Genomic DNA, 24,079 nt, shown 5'->3' with positions numbered 1-24,079 from the left:
CGTATCCTGGTCGCAGCACGGCGGGGCCGTGGCACGTGCGCCGCGCCCTCCTTCCCCAGGAGGGGAGACGCCGCCCGGCGGTGGAAGCCGCGACGAACCAGCACCGGAGGTCATCGACGTGTCCGACGAGCGCACGCTCTTCCCCATCACGATGCGCGGCTACGACCGCGTCCAGGTCGAGGCACAGCTCGCGAAGCTGGAGAAGGCGGTGGAGGACGCGCGGGCGCGCGTCGAGGCCGCCGACGCCCGCGCCATGCAGCTCACGAGCGAGCTCGCCGACGCCCAGCGCCAGCTCCGCGAGGCGGACCGCCCGTCCTACGCGGGCCTCGGCTCGCGCATCGAGCAGCTCCTGCGCTCGGCGGAGGAGCAGTCGGCGGACATCCTCTCCCAGGCGAACTCGCAGGCGGCCGACATCATGGCGCGCGCGAAGCTCTCCGCGGGCCAGGTGCGCTCTCGCGCCGAGAACGAGGTCGCCGAGCTCCTCAACAGCGCGCGCCTCGAGGCCGAGGAGATCCGGTCCACGAGCGCGTCCGAGGCCGAGGGCACGCTGCTGAGCGCGCAGCGCCGCGCCGAGGAGCTCGTGGGCTCCGCCGAGCGCGAGGCCGCGCGCATCCAGAGCGCGATCGCCACGGAGGAGAGCGAGCGCCGCGCGTCGCTCGAGCGCGAGCTCGGCACGATGCGGGCGACGGTCGAGCGCGAGACGACCGAGCTGCGCGTGACGACCGAGCGCGAGGCCGCGGAGCTGCGCGCCCGCGTCGCCGCGGAGACCGCCGCCCAGCGCGAGGCCGCGGAGCGCGAGTCCGCCGAGATGCTCGAGAACGCGCGCCGCGAGGCGCAGCGCCAGGTGGACGAGGCCCAGCGCAAGGCGACCGAGGCGGCCAACGCCGTGACGTCGGAGATGGAGCAGCTGCGCGACCAGGCCCGCACCGCCCTCGCCGACGCCGAGCTCGAGGTCGTCCGCCGCCGCGAGGAGGCGGAGCGCGAGAACGCGGAGCGCCACGCGGCCGCCAAGGCGGAGACGGAGAAGCTCGTCTCGACCGCCGAGGAGCACGCCGCCGAGGCGGAGAAGCGCGTCGCGCTCGCGCTCGAGCAGGCGGAGAAGGTCCGCTCGGAGTCCGACGCCTACGTCAAGGACCTCATGTCGACGGCCCGCCGCAACGCCGACCAGATCGTCGCCGAGGCGCGCGCGTTCGCGGAGCAGACCGTGTCGGACGCGAAGGCGGAGGCCGAGCAGCAGCGCAACGTCGCGCAGCGCCAGCTCGAGGACCTCACGCGCCAGCACGACTCGATCAACACGTACCTCGACGAGCTGCGCGGCCTCCTCGGCGGCGGCGACGCCGAGGCGAAGGCACCGGTCAAGAAGGCGGCGGTCCCCGCCGGCACGCCCGCGCAGCAGGCCCGCGCCGCGACGCTCATGACCGCGGAGTTCCCGGTCGTCGCGGAGGAGCCGGCGCAGCCCGCCGGCTCGGGCACGTCGAGCAAGCGGCGTCCGGCGAGCCCGGTCGACGCGGACGCGGACGCCGAGTCCGACGCCCCGGCGCCGGCCTGACCCGTGGCACCGGCAGCGGACCCCTCGGGCCGCTCCGGGTCCGCTGCCGACGACTGGCGTCGGCAGCGGACCGAGGCCGCCGCGCACCAGCAGCGTGAGCTCGACCGGCAGCGGGCCCGCGAGAGCGCGGCGGCCCGCGCGCTCCTCGCGGACTTCGTGGCCCGGGCGCGCGAGCGCGGCCTGGCGCCCGAGCCGCTGCGGGCGCGCTCGTTCGACGGGAGCACCACCTACCGGACCCCGCTCACGGGCTGGTACCTGCGCCGCAACCGCAGCGTCGCGGTCGGCGAGGACGGGGAGTTCTACGTGCTGAGCGTCCCCGGCAGCGTGCTCGGCCGGCTCCGCGGCGTGAGCGTCGAACCCTCCGACCCGCCCCTCGTCCTGGGCAAGGGCGGCCGCGACGGCGAGTCGATCGACCTCGCGGACGCGCTCGCGCTCGTGCTCGACGGCGCCTGACGGCACTGCCCGCTGGGAGGCGCCGCGCGCTCCGGACGGCGGCGCGCGTCAGACGGCGGCGCGCGTCAGACGGCGGCGCGTGCGAGCACGTCCGCCAGGGCGTCGGCCACCGCCGCGGGGTCCTCGACCGCGCTGAGGTGACCCACCCCGGGGACCTGGACGAGCTGCGCGGACGCGGCGGCCGCGGCCATGTGCTCGGCCTCGCCGACGGGCGTGATCACGTCCTCCTCCCCCACGACGACGGCGACCGGGCCCGCGAACCCCTCGAGGACGTGCGTGCGGTCGGGCCGGGACGCCATGGCGCGCTGCGACCACGCGACGCCGTCGGGACGCTGCCCGCGGATCCACTCCTCGACCCGCGCCGTGAGCGGCTTGCGCGCGGTTTTGCTCGTCTCGCCGAGCATCGCGCCCGGCATGCCGAGCACGGCGTCGACCGTCTGCGACCGCTCGGCCTCGTCGGCGATGCGCAGGCGGTTCGCACGCGCGTCGTCGGTGTCCGCGGTCGACTTCGTGTCGACGAGGCCGAGACCGGCGACGAGGCTCGCGTGCCGCTCCGCGAGCGCCAGCGCGACGTACCCGCCCATCGACAGGCCCGCCACGACAGCGCGCGTGATGCCCGCGGCGGTGAGGGCGGCGGCGGTCGCGTCGGCCGACGCCTCGATCGACGGGGGCTTGCCGGTGAGCGGGCTCGCGCCGAGCCCCGGCAGGTCGACCGCGACGACGGTGGGCTCGCCCGGGAGCGCCGCGGCCACGTCGGCCCACATGCGATGGTCCAGCGGGAAGCCGTGCAGCAGCACGAGCGGGGTCCCGTACCCCTCGCGCAGGGTGTAGGTCTCGAGCGGTGCCGTCGTCACGTCGTCCTCCTCGGGTCGTGCTCGTGCCAGGGGTCCTCCCACGCTCCCACGCCCGCCGCGCGTCCGCCGGAGGAGGGGGACGCACTCGCGGGCGCGGGCGCGTCGTCGGTGGGGCGGCGGCGTCGGCCGGTGGGGGCCGCGGCGTCAGTCGGCGACGCCGTCGCCGCGGCTCGCGTCGTAGCTCGCCTGGTCGGTGTCGGCGGTGTCGCGGTCGGCGGTCGCGGCCGCGGGGCCGTCCCCGGACCACTCGGTCGGCAGCGGCAGCGGGAACCCGGGCCGGACATGCCCGACGATCTCGTCGAGCACGCGCCGCACCGACGACTCCCCCACCCACAGGTGCTTCGCGCCGTCGACCCCGATCACCTCGGCGTTCCGCACGCGCGCGAAGCGGCGCCGCGCCTCGTCGGGGCGCAGGTAGTCGTCGAGCTCGGGCACGAGCACCACGAGCGGCTTGCCGAACGCGTCCCAGCGGTCGAGGTCCTCGTCGGTCGCGCGGTGCAGCGGCGGCGAGAGCAGGATCGCGCCCTCGACCGCGGGGTCCGCGCCGTGCTTGAGCGCGAGCTCGGTGCCGAACGACCACCCGACGAGCCACGGGTGCGGGAGGTCGTGGAACTCGGCGAACTCGATCGCCGCGGCGACGTCGAAGCGCTCGGCCTCGCCGCCGTCGAACGCGCCCTCGCTCGTCCCGCGCGGCGACGACGTCCCGCGCGTGTTGAAGCGCAGCACCGCGAGGTCGGCGAGCGCGGGCAGGCGCCACGCGGCCTTGCGGTACACGTGGGAGTCCATGTAGCCGCCGTGCGTGGGCAGCGGGTGCAGCGTGACGAGCGTCGCGACGGGGTCGCGGTCGGCGGGGAGCGCGAGCTCGCCGACGAGCGTGAGCCCGTCCGCCGTGTGCAGCTCGACGTCCTCGCGCCGCGCGGGCAGGACCGTCAGCGAGCGGATCGGGGTCGGTCCCGACGCGTCGGCGCCGGTGGTCGCGGGATCGGGTGCGGTGCTCACCGGGCCGAGCCTAGTTCGTTCAGCGCGGGCGGCGCCGCCCGCGCGCCTGCCAGCACGACGTGTGCCAGTGGCGGCGGTGGTCGAGCGCCGTCTCGGCGCCGAAGAACGAGTCGTCCTGCCAGGCCACCACGTGGCCGGTGCCCGGCGGGATCTCCTGGTTGCAGCCCGGGCACAGGTAGGTCTTGGTCCCGCCGCGCACCGTGCGCACCTGCCACTCGCCGTCGGCCCCGGACTCGCGCCGTGCGCCGCCGAGGGCGCGGTCGAGGTCGAGGGGCGCGGGCTCCGCGCCCCAGGGTCGCTTGCGGGACGGTCGACGGGACGGCATGCGCCCATTCTCCCCCGGGTCGCCGCACCCGCCCGCGAGTGCCCGGCCCGCCGACCGCTCCCAGCGGGTGCCCAGGCGGGACCGCTAGAGTGTCCGCGCCGGTGCTGCACCCGGCACTCGGCAGCGAGGCTCCCCGACCCGGGACACCGCCCGACCGCCGTCGTGCGGGTGCGGCCCAGACCCGACGGCCCCGCGCCGTCCCACCGACCCGAAGGACCCCCTCGTGAAGCACCGCACCCTGCGCGGCGTCGCCGCGCTCACCCTGGGCGCCGCCCTCGTCCTGTCCGGCTGCTCGTCGGAGGACGGATCCGGTGACGAGACGTCGCCGAGTGCGTCCGAGACCGACGACGCCACGTCGTCGCCGGAGGACGTCGCGGCGCTCGAGGCCGTGACGGTCTCGGGCGACCCGGGCGCCGAGCCGACGGTGGAGTTCGAGGCGCCGCTCGAGGTCTCCGGTGCCGTCGCGCTGTCCCTCGGGGACGGCGACGGGGACGAGATCGCCAAGGGCCAGGAGGTCACGCTGCACCAGGCGGCGTACTCCGGTGCCGACGCGTCGAAGCTCGGCTCGACGTGGGAGGACGACTCCGCCCAGCCGATCGTCCTCGACGACCAGGTGTACCCGCAGCTCCTCGACGTGCTCGTCGGCAAGAAGGTCGGCACGCGCTTCCTGTTCGCGGCCCCCGGCCAGGACGGCACCGCCGTGCTCACCGTGGCCGAGGCCACCGCGGTCCGCGACGCCCCGGTCGCTCCCGACCCCGCGGACGTGCCGGACCGCGCCGAGGGCGAGGCCGTGACGCCGGCGGACGGCCTCCCGGTCGTCACGCTCGACGGCGCGGGCATGCCGTCGATCGAGATCCCCGAGGGCTACACCGCTCCGACGGAGCTCGTCGTGCAGCCGCTCATCAAGGGCAGCGGCCCGGAGGTCACCGAGGACCAGACCGTCATCGCGCACTACACCGGCTGGAAGCTCGACGGCGAGAAGTTCGACTCGTCCTGGGACCGCGGCGAGCCGTCGACCTTCCCCCTGAGCGGCGTCGTCGCCGGCTGGACGCAGGGCCTGTCGGGGCAGACCGTCGGGAGCCAGGTGCTCCTCGTCATCCCGCCGTCGCTCGGCTACGGCGCGAGCGAGGGCCACGAGCTCCAGAACGAGACGCTCGTCTTCGTCGTGGACATCCTCGCGGCGTACTGACGTCGCCGCGACGAGGGCCGCACCCTGACCCGGGGTGCGGCCCTCGTCGCGTCCGGTGACGGGGCGCGCGAGCAGGCCGACGTAGGCTCGACGCATGACGGACGCCTCCACGACCCCGGTCCCCTCCGTGCCCGACGACGTCACCGCCACGAGCGCGGGCGTCCCGCCCGAGCGCGAGGTGCTCACGTGGGAGACGTTCGGCGTCGCCGCGCGCGAGCTCGCCGAGCAGGTCGTCGCGAGCGGGTTCCGCCCCGAGGTCGTCGTCGCGGTCGCGCGCGGCGGGCTCCTGCCGGGCGGCGCGGTCGCGTACGCGCTCGGCACCAAGGGCGTCGGGACGCTCAACGTCGAGTTCTACACCGACATCGGCCAGACCCTCACGGACCCGCGCGTGCTGCCCCCGCTCATGGACACGTCCGACCTGCCGGGCGCGCACGTGCTCGTGGTCGACGACGTCGCGGACTCGGGCCGCACGCTCGCCCTCGTCATGGAGATGCTCAGCGCGCACGGCGCCGAGGCGCGCTCCGCGGTGCTCTACACGAAGCCGCGCACGATCATCCAGCCGGACTACTCGTGGAAGGACACCGACCTGTGGATCACGTTCCCGTGGTCGGCCGATCCGCCGGTCGCGGGCGCGCAGGCGCGACCGAACGACTAGGCGCGGCCCTGCGCCGGACAGCGCCAGGCCCGTGCCGGCGTCGAAGAGGTGCGCACGGTCCAGGTCGACCGTCACCGACAGGCGCTCCCCCGGCCGTCCGGCCACCGCGGACCGCGGCGCTGCCGTTCCTCGATCACCTGTCCGAGGTCCGGCTGCACGTCCTGAGGCGGTGCGGGCACGTCCCGGCGGTCGAGCACCCGGACGCCTTCCACCGTCTGCTGGCACAGTTCCTCGTGCCGTAAGAAAGGCGCCGCAGCGGGCGGCCCCGCGCATTCTTCGCCACCGGCACGGGCCCCGCCCGACGCCACGAGGACGCGTTGTTCCGGAGCCTGCAATGCGGTCGGACAATTGCCGTCTGTACGCCCGTCCCGGCAGTTCGGATCCGGAGGAGACCCGGTCGCGGACGTCTCCTCAGGAAGGGGACGTGCCACCCGTCCCGGGCGTCGTGGCGCGCCGACGCGCCCCGACGGACGGGTGACGCACGGGGTGACGCCCGGGTGGATCACCGGGGTGAATTCATCTCCTTGTCCGTCGCGTTCGGCGCAGGCCGGATAGCCTCCAAAGAGCCTGCGGGTCCTCGCGGACTCAGGCGGGCTCACATTGACGAGAGGATGTGCAGCGCTCATGTGCACACGAGTTGTCTGGCCTGATGCCAATGGTGCCGTCATCGTCGGCCGAAACATGGATTTCCACATGGACCTGCTCACCAACCTCTGGAAATACCCCCGCGGCATCGAGCGCTCCGACGGTGTCCACGGCAACCTGACCTGGAGAGCGAAGTACGGGAGCGTCGTCGCGACGGCGTTCGACCTGATCGCGACCGACGGCATGAACGAGGAAGGGTTCGCGGGCCACATCCTGTGGCTGGCGGAGTCCGACTACGGCAAGCCGGCGGCCGACGCCACGCAGCTCAGCCAGGCGGTGTGGCTGCAGTACTACCTCGACAACTTCGCGACGGTGGCGGAGGCGGTCGCCTGGACGAAGGAGTCGCAGGTGCAGATCGCCCAGCTCTTCGACCCGACCGGGCACCTGGTCCCCACGCTGCACCTGGCGATCGACGACGCGACCGGCGACTCCGCGATCATCGAGTACACGGACGGCACGCCGAAGGTCTACCACGGCCGCGAGTACCAGGTCATGACCAACTCCCCCACGTTCGACAAGCAGCTCGAGCTCGTCACGCAGGTCGAGGGCCTCGGCGGGGACAAGCCGCTCCCCGGCTCGACGCTGGCCAGCGACCGCTTCGCGCGCGCCTCGTTCTACGTGGCGCACCAGAAGCAGCCGAAGACCCAGATCGAGGCGATGTCGGCGATGTTCAGCATCATCCGCAACGCCGCGCAGCCGTTCCGCACGCCGGAGGAGGGCAAGCCGGACGCGTCGCAGACCATCTGGCAGGTCGTGCTCGACCTCACGAACAAGCGCTACGCCTACGAGTCCACCACCCGGCCGAACATCGTGTGGGTGGACTTCGCCGATCTGAGCTTCAACGAGGGCACCAAGGTCCTCAAGCTCGACCTGGTGGGACGACTCGCGCTCGAGGGCGGCCTCTCGGGCAACGCGAGCCACCACTTCGCGGATGTCGGCGAGGTGGGCCGGGAGGTGCTGGCCACCGGCACCGAGGCCCTCGAGCTCGTCGCCCGCAAGCAGGACGAGTTCGCGGCGGTCGCCCAGGCCGTGCAGAGCCTCGTGGGCAAGAAGAAGGACCAGGCTGCGTGACGCGCGACGGCCCCACCACCGGGGCCGTCGCCGAGCCGACACGACAAGGCCCGGACCGCGACATCGCGGTCCGGGCCTTCGGCTCGCTCGGCGAGCGCGTCGGTGACGAGCCCTAGAAGTCCCAGTCGTCGTCCGTCGTGTTGACGGCCTTGCCGATGACGTACGACGACCCGGACCCGGAGAAGAAGTCGTGGTTCTCGTCGGCGTTCGGCGACAGCGCGGAGAGGATCGCCGGGTTGACGTCGGTCTCGTCCTTGGGGAACAGCGCCTCGTACCCGAGGTTCATGAGCGCCTTGTTCGCGTTGTACCGCAGGAACTTCTTGACGTCCTCGGTGAGCCCGACGCCGTCGTAGAGGTCCTCCGTGTACTGCACCTCGTTGTCGTACAGCTCGAAGAGCAGCTCGAACGTGTACGCCTTGAGCTCGTCGTGCTCCTCCGGGGAGAGCTTCTCGAGGCCCTTCTGGAACTTGTAGCCGATGTAGTACCCGTGCACCGCCTCGTCGCGGATGATGAGGCGGATGAGGTCGGCCGTGTTCGTGAGCTTGGCGCGCGACGACCAGTACATCGGCAGGTAGAAGCCGGAGTAGAACAGGAACGACTCGAGCAGCGTGCTCGCGACCTTGCGCTTGAGCGGCGAGTCGCCCTTGTAGTACTCCATGACGATCTCGGCCTTGCGCTGGAGGTTCGGGTTCTCCTCCGACCACCGGAACGCGTCGTCGATCTCGCGCGTCGAGCACAGCGTCGAGAAGATCGACGAGTAGCTCTTGGCGTGCACCGACTCCATGAACGCGATGTTCGTGTACACCGCCTCCTCGTGCGGCGTGAGCGCGTCCGGGATGAGCGACACCGCGCCGACCGTGCCCTGGATCGTGTCGAGCAGCGTCAGGCCCGTGAACACCCGCATCGTGAGCTGCTGCTCGGACTCGGTGAGCGTGTGCCACGACTGGATGTCGTTCGACACCGGCACCTTCTCGGGCAGCCAGAAGTTCCCGACGAGGCGGTCCCACACCTCGAGGTCCTTCTCGTCCTCGAGACGGTTCCAGTTGATCGCGCTCACGCGATCGATGAGCTTGAGCTTCCCCGTGGGCGACATCTGCCTTCTTCTCTCCTGCTGACCCCGGACCGACCGGGAGGTGGCTACGAAACGAACGCTACGCCGTCGTGCACCGCGCCAGGCGTGCTGGTGACGGACGGACGAGCGGGGACCGGAAGGGATGCGGGCGCCGGTCGTGGCGGGCCTGGCGGGAGGCCGCGAGGCACGAGCGGCCGGCTGGTAGACCGGTGCCCGCATCCCTGGAGAGTCACCGCGACGGTGACCCGAGGACTAGAGCATGCACGAGACGCAACCCTCGACCTCCGTGCCCTCCAGGGCCATCTGGCGGAGACGGATGTAGTAGAGCGTCTTGATGCCCTTGCGCCACGCGTAGATCTGGGCGCGGTTGACGTCGCGTGTCGTGACCGTGTCCTTGAAGAACAGCGTGAGGCTCAGGCCCTGGTCGACGTGCTGCGTCGCGGCGGCGTACGTGTCGATGATCTTCTCGTAGCCGATCTCGTACGCGTCCTGGTAGTACTCGAGGTTGTCGTTCGTCAGGTAGGGCGCCGGGTAGTAGACGCGCCCGATCTTGCCCTCCTTGCGGATCTCGATCTTCGACGGCACCGGGTGGATCGAGGACGTCGAGTTGTTGATGTAGGAGATCGAGCCCGTCGGCGGGACGGCCTGGAGGTTCTGGTTGTAGATCCCGTGCTCCATGACGGAGGCCTTGAGGGCCTTCCAGTCGTCCTGCGTGGGGATGTGCACGCCGGCGTCGGCGAAGAGCTGGCGCACGCGCTCCGTGGCGGGCTCCCACACCTGGTCGGTGTACTTGTCGAAGTACTCCCCCGTCGCGTACTTCGACTCCTCGAAGCCGCCGAACGCGCGGCCGCGCTCGATCGCGAGGCGGTTGGACGCCGCGATCGCGTGGTAGGCGACCGTGTAGAAGTAGATGTTCGTGAAGTCGATGCCCTCGGTGGACCCGTAGTGGATCCGCTCGCGCGCGAGGTAGCCGTGGAGGTTCATCTGGCCGAGGCCGATCGCGTGGCCCGACTCGTTGGCGCGCTTGACCGACGGCACGGACTCGATGCTCGTCTGGTCGGAGACGGCGGTGAGCGCGCGGATCGCGGTGTCGATGGTCTTCGCGAAGTCGGGCGAGTCCATCGTCTTGGCGATGTTGAGCGAGCCGAGGTTGCAGGAGATGTCGCGGCCGACGTGGTCGTACGAGAGGTCCTCGTTGAACGTCGACGGCGTCGAGACCTGGAGGATCTCCGAGCACAGGTTCGAGTGGGTGATGCGGCCCTTGATCGGGTTCGCCTTGTTCACCGTGTCCTCGAACATGATGTACGGGTAGCCGGACTCGAACTGGAGCTCGGCGATCGTCTGGAAGAAGTCGCGCGCCTTGATCTTCGTCTTGCGGATGCGGGAGTCGTCGACCATCTCGTCGTACTTCTCGGTGATCGAGATGTCGGCGAACGGCTTGCCGTAGACGCGCTCGACGTCGTACGGCGAGAAGAGGTACATGTCCTCGTTCTTCTTGGCGAGCTCGAACGTGATGTCGGGGATCACGACGCCGAGCGACAGCGTCTTGATGCGGATCTTCTCGTCCGCGTTCTCGCGCTTGGTGTCGAGGAACCGCAGGATGTCCGGGTGGTGCGCGTGCAGGTACACGGCACCGGCGCCCTGGCGCGCGCCGAGCTGGTTCGCGTAGGAGAACGAGTCCTCGAGCAGCTTCATCACGGGGATGACGCCGGACGACTGGTTCTCGATGTGCTTGATCGGGGCGCCGTGTTCGCGGATGTTCGACAGGAGCAGGGCGACGCCGCCGCCGCGCTTGGAGAGCTGCAGCGCGGAGTTGATGCCGCGCGCGATGGACTCCATGTTGTCCTCGATGCGCAGCAGGAAGCAGGACACGGGCTCGCCGCGCTGCGCCTTGCCGACGTTGAGGAACGTCGGGGTCGCGGGCTGGAAGCGGCCCGAGATGACCTCCTCGACGATGTCGAGCGCGGCCTGCTCGTTGCCGTCGGCGAGACCGAGCGCGACCATGCAGACGCGGTCCTCGAAGCGCTCGAGGTACCGCTTCCCGTCGAACGTCTTGAGGGTGTACGACGTGTAGTACTTGAACGCGCCGAGGAACGTCTCGAACCGGAACTTCTTGGAGTACGCGAACTCGAACAGCGACTTCACGAACTCGCGGTCGTACTTCGCCAGGACCTCGGGGTCGTAGTACTGGTGATCGACCAGGTAGTCGAGCTTCTCCGCGAGGTCGTGGAAGAAGACCGTGTTCTGGTTGACGTGCTGCAGGAAGTACTGCCGCGCGGCCTCACGGTCCTTGTCGAACTGGATCTCGCCGTTCGGACCGTAGAGGTTCAGCATCGCGTTGAGCGCGTGGTAGTCGAGCTGCGCGCTCGTCAGCGGCACCTGCTGGGGCGCGAGCGCGGCGTCACCCGCCGCTGCGCTCGCGGAGTTCACGCCGGAATCCGTGACTGTCGTTGCCAAAATCGTCCCAATCCGTCGCGGACGCGCACGGCGTCCTCGGCTGTTCCCAGGAGTTCGAAGGCGTACAGGTAGGGCACCTGGCACTTCGCGGAGATGATGTCGCCGGCGATGCAGTACGCGTCACCGAAGTTGGTGTTGCCCGCGGCGATGACGCCGCGGATCAACGACCGGTTGTGCACGTCGTTGAGGAACTTCACGACCTGGCGCGGGACGGCACCGCCCTCGTTGCCGCCCCCGTAGGTCGGGACCATGAGCACGTACGGCTCCTCGACGCGCAGGAAGCCCTCGGTCGGACGCAGCGGGATGCGCTGGACGTCCATGCCGAGGGCCGGCAGGTCGAGCCGCTGGACGAACCGGTGCGTGTTCTCGCTGACGCTGGAGAAGTACACGAGCGACCCCACGGGGACGCACCTCCGTCCTGCCCTGCTCCGCCTGCTCTGTGCTACGGGTTCCGGGGCGCCTCGCGGCGACCCGGGAGGCCGGTCAGGCGACGACCGGGGAGACCTTCTGCGCGAGGGCGTTGATCTGGTCCGGACGGAACCCGGACCAGTGCTCGTCCCCGGCGACGACCACGGGCGCCTGCAGGTAGCCGAGCCCGCGCACGAGCTCGAGCGCCTCGGCGTCCTGCGTGATGTCGACGACCGAGTACTCGATGCCCTTCTTGTCCAGAGCGCGGTACGTCGCGTCGCACTGAACGCAAGCCGGCTTGCTGTAGACCGTGACGCTCATGGTGGTGACTCCTCGTCTCTCGCGCTCTGTCCTGGGCGGGTCCTCGGGGAGGGAGAAACGTCTCTGACCTCGAAGGACACCGGTGGAACTACGACTGTGTGATTCGCCAGAAGGCCTCCGGCCCCCTGGGTGTGCAACCACTATACCTAGTGGTCGACACCGCGCCACCGCACTAGATGTCGTGGTCGAACTTCACCCACCGGGGTGTGCTAGGGGCCATGGATCCATGGTCCCAGGACCCTCTGACACCCCCTCGGAGGGGGTCGTCCACAGCCCGTCGTCCACCGCCGCGGAGCCGGGAGAACCGCGTCTTCGCGCGGTCGGCGAGCACCCGTCCACAGGGTGGGGACGACGTCGGTCCACACCCTGTGCGACCCGTCGCGCGCGCCCGCGGACCCCTCCGCACCCACCGGGACCGCCCTTCGAACGCCCGGTCGAAACCACCCTAATCCGGACAGGACGCTCCTCGAACTCGTCGGCGTGTCGCGCCCCGTCGGCGTGTCGCGCCACCGCCCCGTCAGGTGCGAGAAACGTCACCGCGGCGGGCACCGCACGAGCCGCCGCTCGGACGCTCCGGAGCACGGGCGAGAGTCGGCCCGTCCGCTGGGACGAGGCCCCGGTCCACCCGGGCACGACGACGGACGAGCGGGCGGGCCGGAGCGGGCGGGGTCGCGGGTCGTGGCGGGTCTGGCGGGAGCCGCGAGGGACGAGCGGCGGATGGTAGACCCGCGACCCCGCCCGCGGAGGCCCGGCCGCGGACCCGACCCACGACGACGCCCGCCCACGAGAACGCCCGCTCACGACGACGCCCGCCCGGAGCGGACTCCGGGCGGGCGTCGGGGCGGGACGGCTCAGGCGGTCTCGTCGACCCCGGGCAGCACCGACGACGTCGCGAGCCGGCGGTACCAGTGCGCGGAGTCCTTCCACGTGCGCTCGAGCGTGTCGTAGTCGACGCGGATGATGCCGAACCGGCGGTCGTAGCCGTAGCCCCACTCGAAGTTGTCGAGGAGGGACCACGCGAAGTACCCGCGCACGTCGGCTCCCGCGTCGATCGCGGCGCCGACGGCGTCCACGTGGTCGTGCAGGTAGGCGACACGGCGGTCGTCGTGGACGCGGCGCGTGCCGTCGGCGTCCACGGTCACCTCGTCGTGGAACGCGGCGCCGTTCTCGGTGACCATGAGCGGCTGGTCGGGGTAGGTGCGCGCGAGGGAGACGAGGAGCTCGGTCATGCCGGCGGGCTCGATGTTCCAGCCCATCGCGGTGTACGGGCCGGGCTGCTGGACGAACTCGACGTCGTCGACGCCGATCCACGGGCTGTGGGTGGACGCGCCGTGGCCGTCGTTCTCGGACCGCTCGCCCTCGCCGGAGAAGTGGCGCACGCGCACGGTCGAGTAGTAGTTGACGCCGAGGATCGACAGCGGCTGGCGCACGGTCTCCAGGTCGCCGTCCTGCACGAACGACCAGTCGCTCACGTGGGCGGTGTCGGCGAGCAGGTCGGCGGGGTACTCGCCGTCGAGGACGGGGCCGAGGAAGGCGCGGTTGGCGAGGGCGTCGATCTTCCGCACGGCGTCGAGGTCCGCGGCGGACGTCGGGTCGTCGGGGCGGATGACGTGGAGGTTGAGCGTGACGGACGTCTTCGCGTCCTCGCCGAGCTCGTCGCGGATGGCCTGGACGGCGAGGCCGTGCGCGAGGTTGAGGTGGTGGACGGCCGCGAGCGCCGCGGCGGGCTCGGTGCGGCCGGGCGCGTGCACGCCGGAGCCGTAGCCGAGGTAGGCGGAGCACCACGGCTCGTTGAGCGTCGTCCACGTGTCGATCCGGTCGCCGAGCTCGCGCGCCATGTGGCGGGCGTACTCGGCGAACGCGTACGCGGTGTCGCGGTTGGCCCAGCCGCCGGCGTCCTCGAGCTCCTGCGGGAGGTCCCAGTGGTAGAGCGTGACGACGGGCTTGACGCCCTTCTCGAGGAGCGCGTCGACGAGGCGCGAGTAGAACGCGACGCCCTCGGGGTTGAGGGGGCCGGTGCCGCCGGGCTGGACGCGGGACCACGAGATGGAGAACCGGTAGGCGCCGAGGCCGAGGTCGGCGATGTGCTGCACGTCCTCCTGCCACCGGTGGTAGTGGTCGTCGGCGACGTCGCCGGTGTCGCCGTTGAGGGTGCGGCCGGGGGTGTGGGAGTACGTGTCCCAGATGGACGGGGTGCGCCCGCCCTCGGCGGCGGCGCCCTCGATCTGGTAGGCGGCGGTGGCGGAGCCCCAGAGGAAGTCGGTGGGGAACGTCCGGCGGCCCGACGGCGCGGCGGCGGTCTGGGCGTCGACGTCGACGGGGGCGGTGGTGTCGGTGGTCACGGAGGTCCTCGCTGGTCGGTCGTCGGACGGCGCGGTCCGCGACGGTGGTCGGGTCGGTGGCCGGTGGCCGGGCCGGGCGGACGAACCATGGGAGCGCTTCCATGGTTCGTCCGCCCAGGATACGTCCTCAGCCGAGGTCGATCGTCACGCTCGTCGCGCCGTGGGCGTCCGCCGTCGCGGAGCCGGCCCGCACGGACCAGCCCGCCACGGCGTCGTCGGACGACACGGTGAGGGTCGCGCCGGACCGGCGCACGCGGAACGCGGCCCCGGGTGCGCCGTCGGCGGCCGGGACGACGACGCGCTCGTCGTACCCGTCGGGCAGCTCGAACGCGTGCAGCGTGACGCCGTCGGCCCAGTCGTAGTCGGGCCGGTCGGTGCGGGCGCCGACCGGGAGGACGGTGCCCGGGCGAACGAGCACCGGGAGCGAGTCGAACCCGTGCGTCTCGGTGACCCAGCGCGGGCCCGTCACGGTCTCGCTCAGGGCCGGGCCGTCGTCGGGCTGGACGAGACGCGTCCACGTGCCCTCCGGCACGTAGTACTCGACGCGTCCGTCGGCGCGGAAGACCGGCGCGACGAGCAGGGCGTCGCCGAGCAGGTACTGCGTGTCCGCGGTGTACCCGGCGCGGTCGTGCGGCAGCTCGAGCGCGAGCGGTCGCATCATCGGCACGCCGTCCGTGTGCGCCTCCTCGGCCACGCGCGCCAGGTACGGCATGAGCGAGAGCTTGAGGTGCGTGAACTTGCGCGTGACGTCGACGGCCTCGTCGTCGAACGCCCACGGCACGCGGACCGAGCCCGAGCCGTGCAGGCGCGAGTGCGAGGACAGCAGGCCGAACGCCGTCCAGCGCTTGAAGACGCCGGGGTCCGGCGTGCCCTCGAACCCGCCGATGTCGTGGCTCCAGTACCCGAAGCCCGACATCGACATCGACAGGCCGCCGCGCAGCGACTCGGCCATCGACGCGTACGTCGAGTCGCAGTCACCGCCCCAGTGCACGGGGAACTGCTGCCCGCCCGCCGTCGCCGACCGGGCGAAGAGCACCGCCTCGCCCTCGCCGCGCGTGCGCTCGAGCAGCCGGAAGACCGCCTCGTTGTAGAGCTGGGCGTAGTAGTTGTGCATCTTGCGCGGGTCGGAGCCGTCGTGCCACGCGATGCCGTCGACGGGGATGCGCTCGCCGAAGTCGGTCTTGAAGCAGTCGACGCCCTGGTCGAGCAGCGCCTCGAGCTTGCCGACGTACCACGCGGTCGCCTCGGGGTTCGTGAAGTCCACGAGCCCCATGCCCGCCTGCCACATGTCCCACTGCCACACGGAGCCGTCCTCGCGCCGGACGAGGAACCCCTGCTCGGCGGCCTCGGCGAACAGCGGCGAGCGCTGCGCGACGTACGGGTTGATCCACACGCACACCTTGAGGCCACGGTCGTGCAGACGGCGGAGCATGCCCTCGGGGTCGGGGAACGTGCGCGGGTCCCACTCGAAGTCGACCCACTGGTACTCGCGCATCCAGAAGCAGTCGAAGTGGAAGACGGACAGCGGCAGGTCGCGCTCGGCCATCCCGTCGATGAACCCGTTCACGGTCTGCTCGTCGTAGCTCGTCGTGAACGACGTCGTGAGCCACAGCCCGAACGACCACGCGGGCACGCGCGCCGGGCGCCCCGTGAGCGCGGTGTAGCGGCGCAGCACGTCCTTGGGCGTCGGACCCTGGATGACGAGGTACTCCAGCGCCTGGCCCTCGACGGAGAACTGGACGCGCGTGTTCACCTCGGAGGCGACCTCGAACGAGACCTTTTCCGGGTGGTCGACGAACACCCCGTAGCCCTTGGTCGTGAGGTAGAGCGGCACGGACTTGTACGCCTGCTCGCTCGACGTCCCGCCGTCCTCGTTCCAGATGTCGACGACCTGCCCGTTCTTGACGAAGGGCCCGAACCGCTCCCCCAGGCCGTACACGAGCTCGCCCGGCTCGAGCGCGAGCTGCTCGTGGGTCCACGCGCCGCCGTCGTCGGACGTCACGTGCCCGACCGACTTCGGCAGCGACGACGTGAGGACCTCGCCGTCCGCCTCGAAGTCGACGCGCCACCGGTCGCCGCGGTGCACGCGCACGGCGAGGTCCTTGGACCGCAGGACCGCGACGTCGTCGTGGACCTCGACCTCGGGCCGGAACCCCGGCTCGCCCGTGACCCGGAACGCCGGGCCGCGACGTACCGCGCCCTGGTGGTGCTCGACGCGCACCCGGATGACGCCCGGGGCGGGCGACGAGTACGTCGTCGTGAGCATGGGGCGGTTGAGCGTGTCGCCACGGCCGCGGATCTTCGCGGTCGGCGCGTACACGGTGAGCATCCCGGCCGCCTCGTCGGCGCGGACGTCGTCGACCTCGACCGCGTAGAGCGGGTGCATGCCCGGTCGGACCTGCCAGTACCCGTCGGTGAACTTCATCGGTGGTGCTTCCTTCGTCGGTGCGTGCGTCGGGGTCTCGGGGGCCGCGTCACTTCACGGCGCCGGCCGTGACGCCGCGGGTGAGCGTGCGCTGGAAGATGAGGAAGAAGACCAGCGCGGGGATCAGCGACACGAGCGCGCCCGCGTTGGTCGTCGGGGCGTCCATCATCCGGTCGCCCTGGAGCGACGCGAGCGCGATGGGGATGGTCTGCGTGTCGTTGGTCGTGAGCATCACCAGCGGGATGAAGAACTCGTTCCACGTCCAGATGAAGAAGAAGATCATGAGGACGCCGAGCGTGGGCTTGACGATCGGGTACACGACCTGCCACAGGATCCGCCAGCGGCCGGCGCCGTCGAGCTGGGCCGCCTCGAGCAGCGCGGGCGGGAACGTGCCGAGCACGGACGCGAGCAGGTACGTGCCGAACGCCGCCTGGATGACGGTGAAGATGATGATGATCGACCACGGCGAGTTCGACAGGCCGACCTTCTGCGCCATGTCGAACAGCGGGTAGATGAGCGCCTCCTGCGGGAGCATGTTCGCCACGAGGAAGAGCGTGACGATCCACAGGCGGCCCTTGATGCGCCCGACACCGATCGCGTACGCGCTGAGCAGCGACAGGAGCGTGCCGAACACCGCGACGAGCGCCGAGATGAAGACGGAGTTCCAGAGCTTCTGCGGGAAGTTCGTGCGCGTCCAGAAGTTCTGCACGCCGTCGAGGTACAGCTCGCTCGGGATGCTCAGCGGGCCGTCCTGCGAGTACTCGGCCGGCGACTTGAACGCGTTGAGCACCATGATGACGAACGGCGACAGCATGAGCAGGGCGACGACGACCGCCGCGGCGAGCACGAACCAGCGGCCGACGCCGCGGCGGTAGCGCTCGTCCGGGCGCGTTGCCCGGACGGGACCGCGCGCGGCGGACGACGGCGCGGCGGCGGGTGCGGCGCCCGCGGTCGGGGTGGTGGTGACGGTGGACATCAGCGGCCCTCCTGCTCACGTCGCTCGGCGCGGTTCTGGAGCGCGAGGATCACGACGGCGACGAGGATGATGACGAGGGTGAGCACGGTCGCCACCGCGGCGCCGTAGCCGACCTTCGACTTGTCGAAGAAGTTCAGGTACGAGTAGTAGCTCGGCACGAGGGTCGAGCTCTCGGGGCCGCCGCGCGTGAGCACGTAGATCGGCCCGAACACCTTGAGCGCCGCGACCGTGCACGTGAGCGTGACGACGAACGTCTCGGGGCGGATCTGCGGGATCGTGATGGCCCGGAAGCGGCGCCACCACCCCGCGCCGTCGAGCTCGGCGGCCTCGTACAGCTCGGGGTCCACGCGCTGGAGCGCGGACATGAAGATGACGACGGGGTAGCCGACCTGCACCCAGATGAGCACGAGCATGACGCTCGGCAGGGCGGTCGTCGTGTCGCCCAGCCAGTTCGGCGGGCTGTCGATCCCGATCCCCCGCAGGATGACGTTGAGCGCGCCGGTCTGGGAGTTGAGGATCCAGTTCCACAGCACGCCCGCGACGGCGACCGGCAGGATCTGCGGCAGGTAGTACGTCGCGCGCAGGAACGCCGCGACGCGCGGCCCGAAGCGCCGCCCGAGGTAGTCGAACAGCACGGCCGCGAGGACGAGGCCGATGAGCGTGGGCACGACGACCATCGCGAGGATCATCGCGATCGAGTTCTGGAACGACGTCCAGAACGCCGAGTCGTGCAGGAGGTCGGCGTAGTTGCCGAGCCCGTTCCACCGCATGGGCGCCATGCCGCCGCGCCACTTGAACAGGCTGTAGTAGACGTTCATCGCGAACGGGTAGCCGATCACGACGACGAACGCCACCGCGCCGGGCAGGAGGTAGGGCAGGTACGGGACCCAGGCGGGACGACGACGGCGGCGGGCAGCCGGCGTGCGCGTCGCCGCGGGCGCGGGGCGGGGCCCGGCCTGGGGCTCGGTGTCGGTGCGGGTGGTCATGACGGTCTCTTTCGCGGGAGGGCGTCGGGGCGGGGGCCGGGCCGGCCGGGCGATCGCGGATCGCCGCGGCCGGCCGGGCGTCCGCTCAGCTGTCGAGCAGGTCGGCCTTGCCGTCCACGTAGGCGGACTCGAGGCCGTCGAGCACCTCGGTCGGCGACTTCGACTGGTTGATGAGCGACTGGAGCTCGCTGACGATCACGTCGTAGTAGCCGGGGACGGGCCAGTCGGGGTAGAACGCGAGGCCGTCGTCGTCGAGGATCGCCTGGAAGTTCTCGGTGAGCTGCTGCGTGCGCTCGTCGGTGATGACGGACGCGTCACCGGCGACGGGCAGACCGCCCTTCTCCGCGAGGATGTCCTGCACCTCGGGGCGCAGCGTGATGTCGATGAACTCCTCGGCGAGGTCGGGCGAGTCCGCGTTCGTCGGGACGACCCACAGGTTGCCGGACGAGCCGACCTGCAGCGTGCTGCCCGGGAAGTTGAACTGGCCCCAGTCGGCGTCCATCTCCTCGACGATGCGGCCGAACCACCACGAGCCGGAGACCATCATCGGGTAGGTGCCGTTGATGAACGACACGCCCATGTCCTCGGCGGTGAGCGCTGCGGAGTCGGACGCGACGTAGCCGGCCTTGATCCACTCGTCGAGCGTCTCGGTCGCCTGCGTCATCTCCGGGCCGTGGAAGTCCGGGTCGCCGTCGAACAGCTGGTACTGGTCCACGAAGTCGCGGTCGGCGTTCGCGAGCACGAGCTCGTACCAGAGCTGGCCCATCGGGTACTCGGCGCCGGCCTCGGCCAGCGGGGTCACGCCGTGGTCGGCGAAGGTCTGCATGACGGTCTCGAGCTCGTCGAGCGTCGTGGGCACCTCGAGCCCGTGCTCGGCGAACATGTCCTTGTTGTAGTAGACCTGCACGAACTCGCCGTAGTTCGGGACGCCGTACCAGTCGCCGGAGCCCATGAGGCCCTGCTCGTCGTAGGTGGCCGTCGTCTGGAGCGAGCCGCTGAGCTTCTCGTCCCAGCCGCGCTCGGCCGCCGCGTCGGTGAGCGGGGTGAGCAGGCCCTGCGCCGCGAGCTGGCCCGCGGTCGCGTTGCCCTTGTTGTACTCCATGACGTCCGGCACGTCGTCGCCGGTGAGGACGATCTTGGCGTTCTTCTGGATCTGCTCGAACGTCTGCTTCTCGACGACGACCTCGACGTCCGGGTTCTCCTCCTCGAAGATCTCGATCGCCTTGGCCCACGCCTGGCCCATCGCCGAGTCGTCGTTCTCGTAGTGCCAGATGGTCAGGGTCTGGTCGTCCGACCCGCCGGCGCCGCCGGCGTTCCCGCACGCCCCGAGGGCGAGCGGGAGCGCTGCCACGGCAGCGACGAGCGAGATCTTCCGGGATCGCAGCATGTGCGTGTCCTCCTCATCGAGTTCCGGCGCGACTGCCGGAGGGTGACCGGGCCTCGCCCGGTCGGTCGGTGGATCAGCGAGCGGCAGGCTCGCGGTCGTCGTCCGGCGCCCGGCCCGCCGCGGGGGCGACGCTGCTGCCGGGTTCGAGGACGCACGGGATGAGCACGTTCGGCGTGCTCGGACGGGAGCCGTCCACGAGGGACAGCAACTTCTGGACGCCCAGGCGGCCGAGCTCGGCGCCGGGCGCGTGCAGCGTGGTCAGCGGCGGGTTGCTCATCTCCCCGACGCCGGGCGACGTGACGATCGACAGGATCGAGATGTCGGCGGGGATCGCGAGCCCACGCTGCTGGAGCTCGGCGACGACGCCGAAGGTCGCGATCTCGTTCATGGTGACGAAGGCGGTGAGCCGCGGCTCGCGCTCGAGCAGCGTCGCGACCGCTTCGCGCCCGGCACGCGGGGACTCGTCCACGCGCAGGGCGTGCGGCTCGAGGCCGCGCCGGCGCATCGCCGCGACGAAGCCCTCTTCGGCGCGGAACGTCGGCGCGTAGCCGTCGTCGGCGGAGGCCTGGGAGTGGTTGACGAACGCGACGTGCTCGTGGCCGAGCTCGACGAGGTGCGCCACGGCGTCGTCCGTCGTGCGCTCGAAGTCGATGTCGACCGACGGCCGGTCGGAGACGTCACGCGTGCGGCCGATCATCGTGTACGGCACGCCGGCCTCGTGGAGGACGTCGACGCGCGCGTCGTCGAGCGCGACCTCCATGAGCAGCACGCCGTCCGCCATCCCCTGGCGCACGAGGTCGCGGACCTCCGGAGCCTGGGTCGTGCGGAAGGGCCACAGCACGAGGTGGTACCCGTTCTCGCGCGCGGTCTCCGCGGCGGACGACACGAACTCGGCGACCGTGCCGCCGAGCCCCTTCTCCATCGCCGGGTAGATGAGCGCGAGCACGTGGCTGCGGCGCGACGCGAGCCCGCGGGCCATCGCGTTGGGCTGGTAGCCGAGCTCGGCCATCGCCTCCTCGATGCGCCGGCGCGTCGCGTCGGAGACGGGACGGGTGCCGGACAGCGCGTACGAGACCGTGCTCAGCGAGACCTGGGCGCGTCGCGCCACGTCCTGCATCGTCGCCATCGATCCACTCCCCTGTGGTCCGGTCCGTCGCCTCGTCCGTCGAAGCGCTTCGTCGAAACGCATCGTCGAAGCGCTTCGCTGTTACGAGTATTGGTTGAACAAAACGGTGGAGTCAAGTCCGTCGCGCGGGATCGCGCTCTCCGGCTACGCGTGGGAAGGATGACCTGCGGGGACGCCGAGGGGACCGGACGGCCACGGCCGTCCGGTCGACGGGGGTGCGCGCCTCAGGCGCAGGGCGCCTGGCGCGCTGCGGCTCAGGCGGAGAGGTCGATCGACTCGCCCGCGCGCAGCACCTCGCGCACCGTCAGGTCGGCGTCGGTCACGACGACGTCCGCGCGGCGACCCGCGACGAGCCCGCCGCGGTCGTCGAGGCCGAGCACGCCGGCAGGAGTCCAGGACGCGGCACGGACGGCGTCGACCAGCGGCACGCCCGCACCGACCGTCTCGCGCACCACGTCGATCAGGTGGTACGTGCCGCCCGCGATCGAGCCGCCGTCGGTCAGCCGCGCGACGCCGTCCGCGACCGTGACGCGCATCGGGCCGAGCTCGTACGCGCCGTCGGCCATGCCCGCCGCGGCCATCGCGTCGGTGACGAGCGCGACGCCGTCCGGACCGGCGACCGCGCCGTCGACGCCGACGTGGGGCCCGACGAGCTCGACGACGCTGCGGATCGTGCCGTGCGCGAGGTGGGTGCCGTCGGCGACGAGCTCGACGACCATCTCCCCGCGCGCGGCCGCCGCGAGGCACGCCGCGACGGGGCCGGGCTCGCGGTGGTGCAGCGGCCGCATCCCGTTGAACAGGTGCGTGGCGGTCAGGCGCGCGCCCGGTCGGCCCGCGGCCGCGAGCGCCGCGACGCCGGACGCGATCGCGGCCTCGGTCTGCTCGGTGCTCGCGTCGGTGTGCCCGATCGACGGCACGGCCCCGACCTCGACGAGCGTCTCGATCACTCCCCCCGGCCCGACGACGCCGGGCACCTCGGGCGCGACGGTCATCGTGCGCAGGTGACCGCGCGCCGCGGCCGCGATCGCGCGCACGAGCTCGGGGTCGCCGTCGAGCATGTCGTGCGGGTTCTGCGCCCCGCAGCGGACCTCGGACAGGAACGGGCCCTCGAGGTGGATCCCGACGATCTCGCCCGCGTCGGCGAGGTCCGCGAGCGTCGCGGTGCGCTCGAGCAGCACGTCGCGCGGCGCGGTCACGAGGGACGCGACGAGGCTCGTCGTGCCGTGCCGCAGGTGCTCGCGCGCGCCGACGAGCGCGTCGGCCGCGCTCGTCGCGTCGGGGAAGCTCGACCCGCCGCCGCCGTGGTCGTGCACGTCGACGAGGCCTGGGAGCAGCGTGGCCCCGTCGTCCGCCGGCAGGTCCGCGTACCCGGCCGCGGCGGCCTCCGCCCGGCGCCCGACCCACGCGACGCGCCCGCCCTCGACGGCGACCACACCGTCGTCGAGCACGCCCGTCGGGGTGACGACGCGGCCCACGAGGACGCGCGCCGGGAGGGGCTGCTGGTCGGGACGGGGGGTGCTCGCGGCGTCGGTCATGGGCCTATTCTGGCGCACTTCGTACACCCGGCGTGCAAACCCGTCGGAGCGTGGGACGGGGCGGGCGGTCAGCGGTCGCGGGACGCGAGGACGCGGCGCGCGCCGCGCCCGAGGTGCAGTGCGAACAGCCGCTGGAACGTCGGCACGGCGAGGACGAGCGGGCGCACCCACCACAGCGCGGGACGGCTGAACACGTCGATGCTCCACCACAGGTCGCCCGCCTCGTCGCGCTCGACGGCGAACCGCTCCTCCCCCACGAACGCGTGACCCGGGAGCGTGCCGTAGGCGAACGCGACGCGCCGTGCGGAGCGCTCGACCCACACGACCTCGCACGGCTCGTGCAGGCGCACGCGCCCGAGCCCGAGCCGGGTCGTGACGCGCACCCCCGGCGCCGCGACGGGGGCGTCGGTGTCCAGCCGCACGCGCGCCGCGGCGTGCACGCGCCACGTGAGCAGCTGCTCGCCGAGCCAGGCGAGGTCCTCGGGCGTCCGCGCGCGGTCGCTGAGCCGGCGCCGCACGTGCAGGTGCCGGTAGCCCGCGGGCCACGAGTCCGTGCGCGTCGCGCCGACCTCCGGGTAGGTGAACGTCATGCGGGTCTCCTCCTCGCCCCCGCGCGGGGGCTCGTGCGGTCGTGGTCGGTCGGGGCCGCGCCTCCGTGCGCGGCACGGTCGCGCGCGAGCAGGCGCAGGCCGAGCAGCGCGCACAGGACGAAGCCGAGCGCGTTGGCGACGCCGTGCGTCGCCGCCATGAGGTCGAGGCCGGGGTGGGCGAACCCGAGCGCCTCGCCCGCGGCCCACCACAGCGCGAGCACCATCGCGAGGGACACGACGACGGCGCTCGTCACGAGCAGGGCGCGGGCGGCGGCCGGGTGGCCGCCCGGGCGGACGGCCGAGCGCACGACGGCGGCCGCCGTCGCCCAGAGCGCCAGCGTCAGGACGACGGCACCCACGAGCTCGGCGGCGTCGCCCACGAAGTAGCCGAGCAGGACGAGCGCCGTCCCGGCGGGCACGCCCCACGCCCCGGCGACGGCGAGCCGGTCGGCGGCGGCGAGCCGGGCGACGGCCCCGGCGACGAGCGCCGCGCCGAAGCCCGCGTAGAGCATGTGGGGCACGGTGAGCGCGAGGTACGTCCCCGAGAAGCCGAGCAGACCCCAGCCGGCGCGCTCCGCGACGAGCGCGCTCGCCCCGACCGCGGGCAGCACGAGCGCGGTCACGGTCGCGGCGGTGCTCGGGGGCCCGGCCGGCGAGGCGCCGCCCCGGTGCCCGCCCAGCGCGCGTGCCGCGAGGCGGGCCCCCGCGGCGAGC

21 protein-coding genes are annotated in these 24,079 nt (G+C 72.2%); 5 read left to right on the top strand and 16 right to left on the bottom strand.

Features of this window, described 5'->3' with window-relative positions:
• Positions 1 to 118 precede the first annotated feature (118 nt).
• Positions 119 to 1,549 carry a coiled-coil domain-containing protein gene (locus GJV82_RS05900; protein ID WP_024839259.1) on the top strand — a complete coding sequence of 477 codons (1,431 nt, stop codon included), beginning with the start codon at positions 119 to 121 and terminating at the stop codon, positions 1,547 to 1,549.
• Between the two features lie 3 nt (positions 1,550 to 1,552).
• Entirely contained in the window at positions 1,553 to 2,002 is a 450-nt protein-coding gene (locus GJV82_RS05895) for a hypothetical protein (RefSeq protein ID WP_115942933.1), read from the top strand.
• Between the two features lie 65 nt (positions 2,003 to 2,067).
• On the opposite strand, the gene GJV82_RS05890 is transcribed toward GJV82_RS05895, so the two are convergent.
• The 3 genes from GJV82_RS05890 to GJV82_RS05880 all read right to left on the bottom strand — a co-directional run bounded on the left by GJV82_RS05890 (position 2,068) and on the right by GJV82_RS05880 (position 4,180).
• Positions 2,068 to 2,856, bottom strand: a complete 789-nt coding sequence (locus tag GJV82_RS05890) for an alpha/beta fold hydrolase (RefSeq protein WP_318657334.1) — start codon at positions 2,854 to 2,856, stop codon at positions 2,068 to 2,070.
• Positions 2,857 to 3,000: 144 nt separating this feature from the next.
• Positions 3,001 to 3,855: an alpha/beta hydrolase gene (locus tag GJV82_RS05885; RefSeq protein ID WP_318657333.1), complete on the bottom strand. Its 855-nt coding sequence runs from the start codon at positions 3,853 to 3,855 to the stop codon at positions 3,001 to 3,003.
• A gap of 19 nt (positions 3,856 to 3,874) precedes the next feature.
• Positions 3,875 to 4,180, bottom strand: coding sequence for a hypothetical protein (locus GJV82_RS05880; protein WP_024839263.1), 306 nt, complete (start codon positions 4,178 to 4,180; stop codon positions 3,875 to 3,877).
• Between the two features lie 223 nt (positions 4,181 to 4,403).
• On the opposite strand from GJV82_RS05880, the gene GJV82_RS05875 reads away from it, so the two are divergent.
• The 3 genes from GJV82_RS05875 to GJV82_RS05865 all read left to right on the top strand — a co-directional run bounded on the left by GJV82_RS05875 (position 4,404) and on the right by GJV82_RS05865 (position 7,740).
• The gene (locus GJV82_RS05875; protein WP_318657332.1) at positions 4,404 to 5,369 is read left to right on the top strand and encodes an FKBP-type peptidyl-prolyl cis-trans isomerase; all 966 of its coding nucleotides are present in this window, start codon (positions 4,404 to 4,406) and stop codon (positions 5,367 to 5,369) included.
• A gap of 94 nt (positions 5,370 to 5,463) precedes the next feature.
• Positions 5,464 to 6,024 carry a phosphoribosyltransferase gene (locus GJV82_RS05870; protein ID WP_155098587.1) on the top strand — a complete coding sequence of 187 codons (561 nt, stop codon included), beginning with the start codon at positions 5,464 to 5,466 and terminating at the stop codon, positions 6,022 to 6,024.
• Positions 6,025 to 6,648: 624 nt separating this feature from the next.
• A complete protein-coding gene (locus GJV82_RS05865; RefSeq protein ID WP_155098586.1) occupies positions 6,649 to 7,740 on the top strand; it encodes a linear amide C-N hydrolase in 1,092 nt (363 codons plus the stop codon).
• Between the two features lie 112 nt (positions 7,741 to 7,852).
• Here GJV82_RS05865 and nrdF read toward each other — a convergent pair whose 3' ends face one another.
• The 13 genes from nrdF to GJV82_RS05800 all read right to left on the bottom strand — a co-directional run.
• A complete protein-coding gene (gene nrdF / locus GJV82_RS05860; protein ID WP_155098585.1) occupies positions 7,853 to 8,833 on the bottom strand; it encodes a class 1b ribonucleoside-diphosphate reductase subunit beta in 981 nt (326 codons plus the stop codon).
• A 231-nt stretch (positions 8,834 to 9,064) separates the two neighbouring features.
• Positions 9,065 to 11,191 (bottom strand): class 1b ribonucleoside-diphosphate reductase subunit alpha, encoded by a 2,127-nt coding sequence (gene nrdE / locus GJV82_RS05855; protein WP_318657350.1) that lies wholly within the window; start codon positions 11,189 to 11,191, stop codon positions 9,065 to 9,067.
• A gap of 47 nt (positions 11,192 to 11,238) precedes the next feature.
• A complete protein-coding gene (nrdI, locus tag GJV82_RS05850) occupies positions 11,239 to 11,670 on the bottom strand; it encodes a class Ib ribonucleoside-diphosphate reductase assembly flavoprotein NrdI (protein ID WP_024839279.1) in 432 nt (143 codons plus the stop codon).
• An 82-nt stretch (positions 11,671 to 11,752) separates the two neighbouring features.
• A complete protein-coding gene (gene nrdH, locus GJV82_RS05845; protein WP_024839280.1) occupies positions 11,753 to 11,998 on the bottom strand; it encodes a glutaredoxin-like protein NrdH in 246 nt (81 codons plus the stop codon).
• A gap of 851 nt (positions 11,999 to 12,849) precedes the next feature.
• Positions 12,850 to 14,340, bottom strand: coding sequence for a GH1 family beta-glucosidase (locus GJV82_RS05840; protein ID WP_162289799.1), 1,491 nt, complete (start codon positions 14,338 to 14,340; stop codon positions 12,850 to 12,852).
• A 127-nt stretch (positions 14,341 to 14,467) separates the two neighbouring features.
• Positions 14,468 to 16,765: an alpha-xylosidase gene (yicI, locus tag GJV82_RS05835; RefSeq protein ID WP_155098584.1), complete on the bottom strand. Its 2,298-nt coding sequence runs from the start codon at positions 16,763 to 16,765 to the stop codon at positions 14,468 to 14,470.
• Positions 16,766 to 16,814: 49 nt separating this feature from the next.
• On the bottom strand, positions 16,815 to 17,741 hold the full coding sequence (locus GJV82_RS05830) for a carbohydrate ABC transporter permease (RefSeq protein WP_115942949.1): 927 nt from the start codon (positions 17,739 to 17,741) through the stop codon (positions 16,815 to 16,817).
• Positions 17,741 to 18,727: a carbohydrate ABC transporter permease gene (locus GJV82_RS05825; RefSeq protein WP_115942950.1), complete on the bottom strand. Its 987-nt coding sequence runs from the start codon at positions 18,725 to 18,727 to the stop codon at positions 17,741 to 17,743. The genes GJV82_RS05830 and GJV82_RS05825 overlap by 1 nt, the downstream gene beginning before the upstream one ends.
• Positions 18,728 to 18,812: 85 nt before the next feature.
• Positions 18,813 to 20,114, bottom strand: a complete 1,302-nt coding sequence (locus GJV82_RS05820) for an ABC transporter substrate-binding protein (RefSeq protein WP_024839285.1) — start codon at positions 20,112 to 20,114, stop codon at positions 18,813 to 18,815.
• Between the two features lie 73 nt (positions 20,115 to 20,187).
• Complete coding sequence (locus GJV82_RS05815; protein WP_155098583.1) at positions 20,188 to 21,240, bottom strand: LacI family DNA-binding transcriptional regulator; 1,053 nt, start codon at positions 21,238 to 21,240, stop codon at positions 20,188 to 20,190.
• Positions 21,241 to 21,494: 254 nt separating this feature from the next.
• Entirely contained in the window at positions 21,495 to 22,775 is a 1,281-nt protein-coding gene (locus GJV82_RS05810; protein ID WP_155098582.1) for an N-acetylglucosamine-6-phosphate deacetylase, read from the bottom strand.
• Positions 22,776 to 22,843: 68 nt separating this feature from the next.
• On the bottom strand, positions 22,844 to 23,365 hold the full coding sequence (locus GJV82_RS05805) for a DUF1990 family protein (RefSeq protein WP_024839288.1): 522 nt from the start codon (positions 23,363 to 23,365) through the stop codon (positions 22,844 to 22,846).
• The coding region (locus tag GJV82_RS05800; protein ID WP_155098581.1) for a YndJ family transporter at positions 23,362 to 24,079 on the bottom strand (718 nt) is incomplete at its 5' end. The genes GJV82_RS05800 and GJV82_RS05805, both read right to left, overlap by 4 nt.

It is taken from the genome of Cellulosimicrobium composti, from assembly GCF_009711085.1.
GTDB lineage: Bacteria > Actinomycetota > Actinomycetes > Actinomycetales > Cellulomonadaceae > Cellulosimicrobium > Cellulosimicrobium composti.
This window is presented reverse-complemented; position numbering and strand designations above follow the sequence as displayed.

Bases quoted from the DNA above. Each gene is read 5' to 3' on its own strand.
- GJV82_RS05880 (WP_024839263.1), bottom strand. From the start codon at position 4,180: ATGCCGTCCCGTCGACCGTCCCGCAAGCGACCCTGGGGCGCGGAGCCC.
- GJV82_RS05870 (WP_155098587.1), top strand. From the start codon at position 5,464: ATGACGGACGCCTCCACGACCCCGGTCCCCTCCGTGCCCGACGACGTC.
- GJV82_RS05865 (WP_155098586.1), top strand. From the start codon at position 6,649: ATGTGCACACGAGTTGTCTGGCCTGATGCCAATGGTGCCGTCATCGTC.
- nrdF (WP_155098585.1), bottom strand. From the start codon at position 8,833: ATGTCGCCCACGGGGAAGCTCAAGCTCATCGATCGCGTGAGCGCGATC.
- nrdH (WP_024839280.1), bottom strand. From the start codon at position 11,998: ATGAGCGTCACGGTCTACAGCAAGCCGGCTTGCGTTCAGTGCGACGCG.
- yicI (WP_155098584.1), bottom strand. From the start codon at position 16,765: ATGAAGTTCACCGACGGGTACTGGCAGGTCCGACCGGGCATGCACCCG.
- GJV82_RS05830 (WP_115942949.1), bottom strand. From the start codon at position 17,741: ATGTCCACCGTCACCACCACCCCGACCGCGGGCGCCGCACCCGCCGCC.
- GJV82_RS05825 (WP_115942950.1), bottom strand. From the start codon at position 18,727: ATGACCACCCGCACCGACACCGAGCCCCAGGCCGGGCCCCGCCCCGCG.
- GJV82_RS05820 (WP_024839285.1), bottom strand. From the start codon at position 20,114: ATGCTGCGATCCCGGAAGATCTCGCTCGTCGCTGCCGTGGCAGCGCTC.
- GJV82_RS05815 (WP_155098583.1), bottom strand. From the start codon at position 21,240: ATGGCGACGATGCAGGACGTGGCGCGACGCGCCCAGGTCTCGCTGAGC.
- GJV82_RS05810 (WP_155098582.1), bottom strand. From the start codon at position 22,775: ATGACCGACGCCGCGAGCACCCCCCGTCCCGACCAGCAGCCCCTCCCG.
- GJV82_RS05805 (WP_024839288.1), bottom strand. From the start codon at position 23,365: ATGACGTTCACCTACCCGGAGGTCGGCGCGACGCGCACGGACTCGTGG.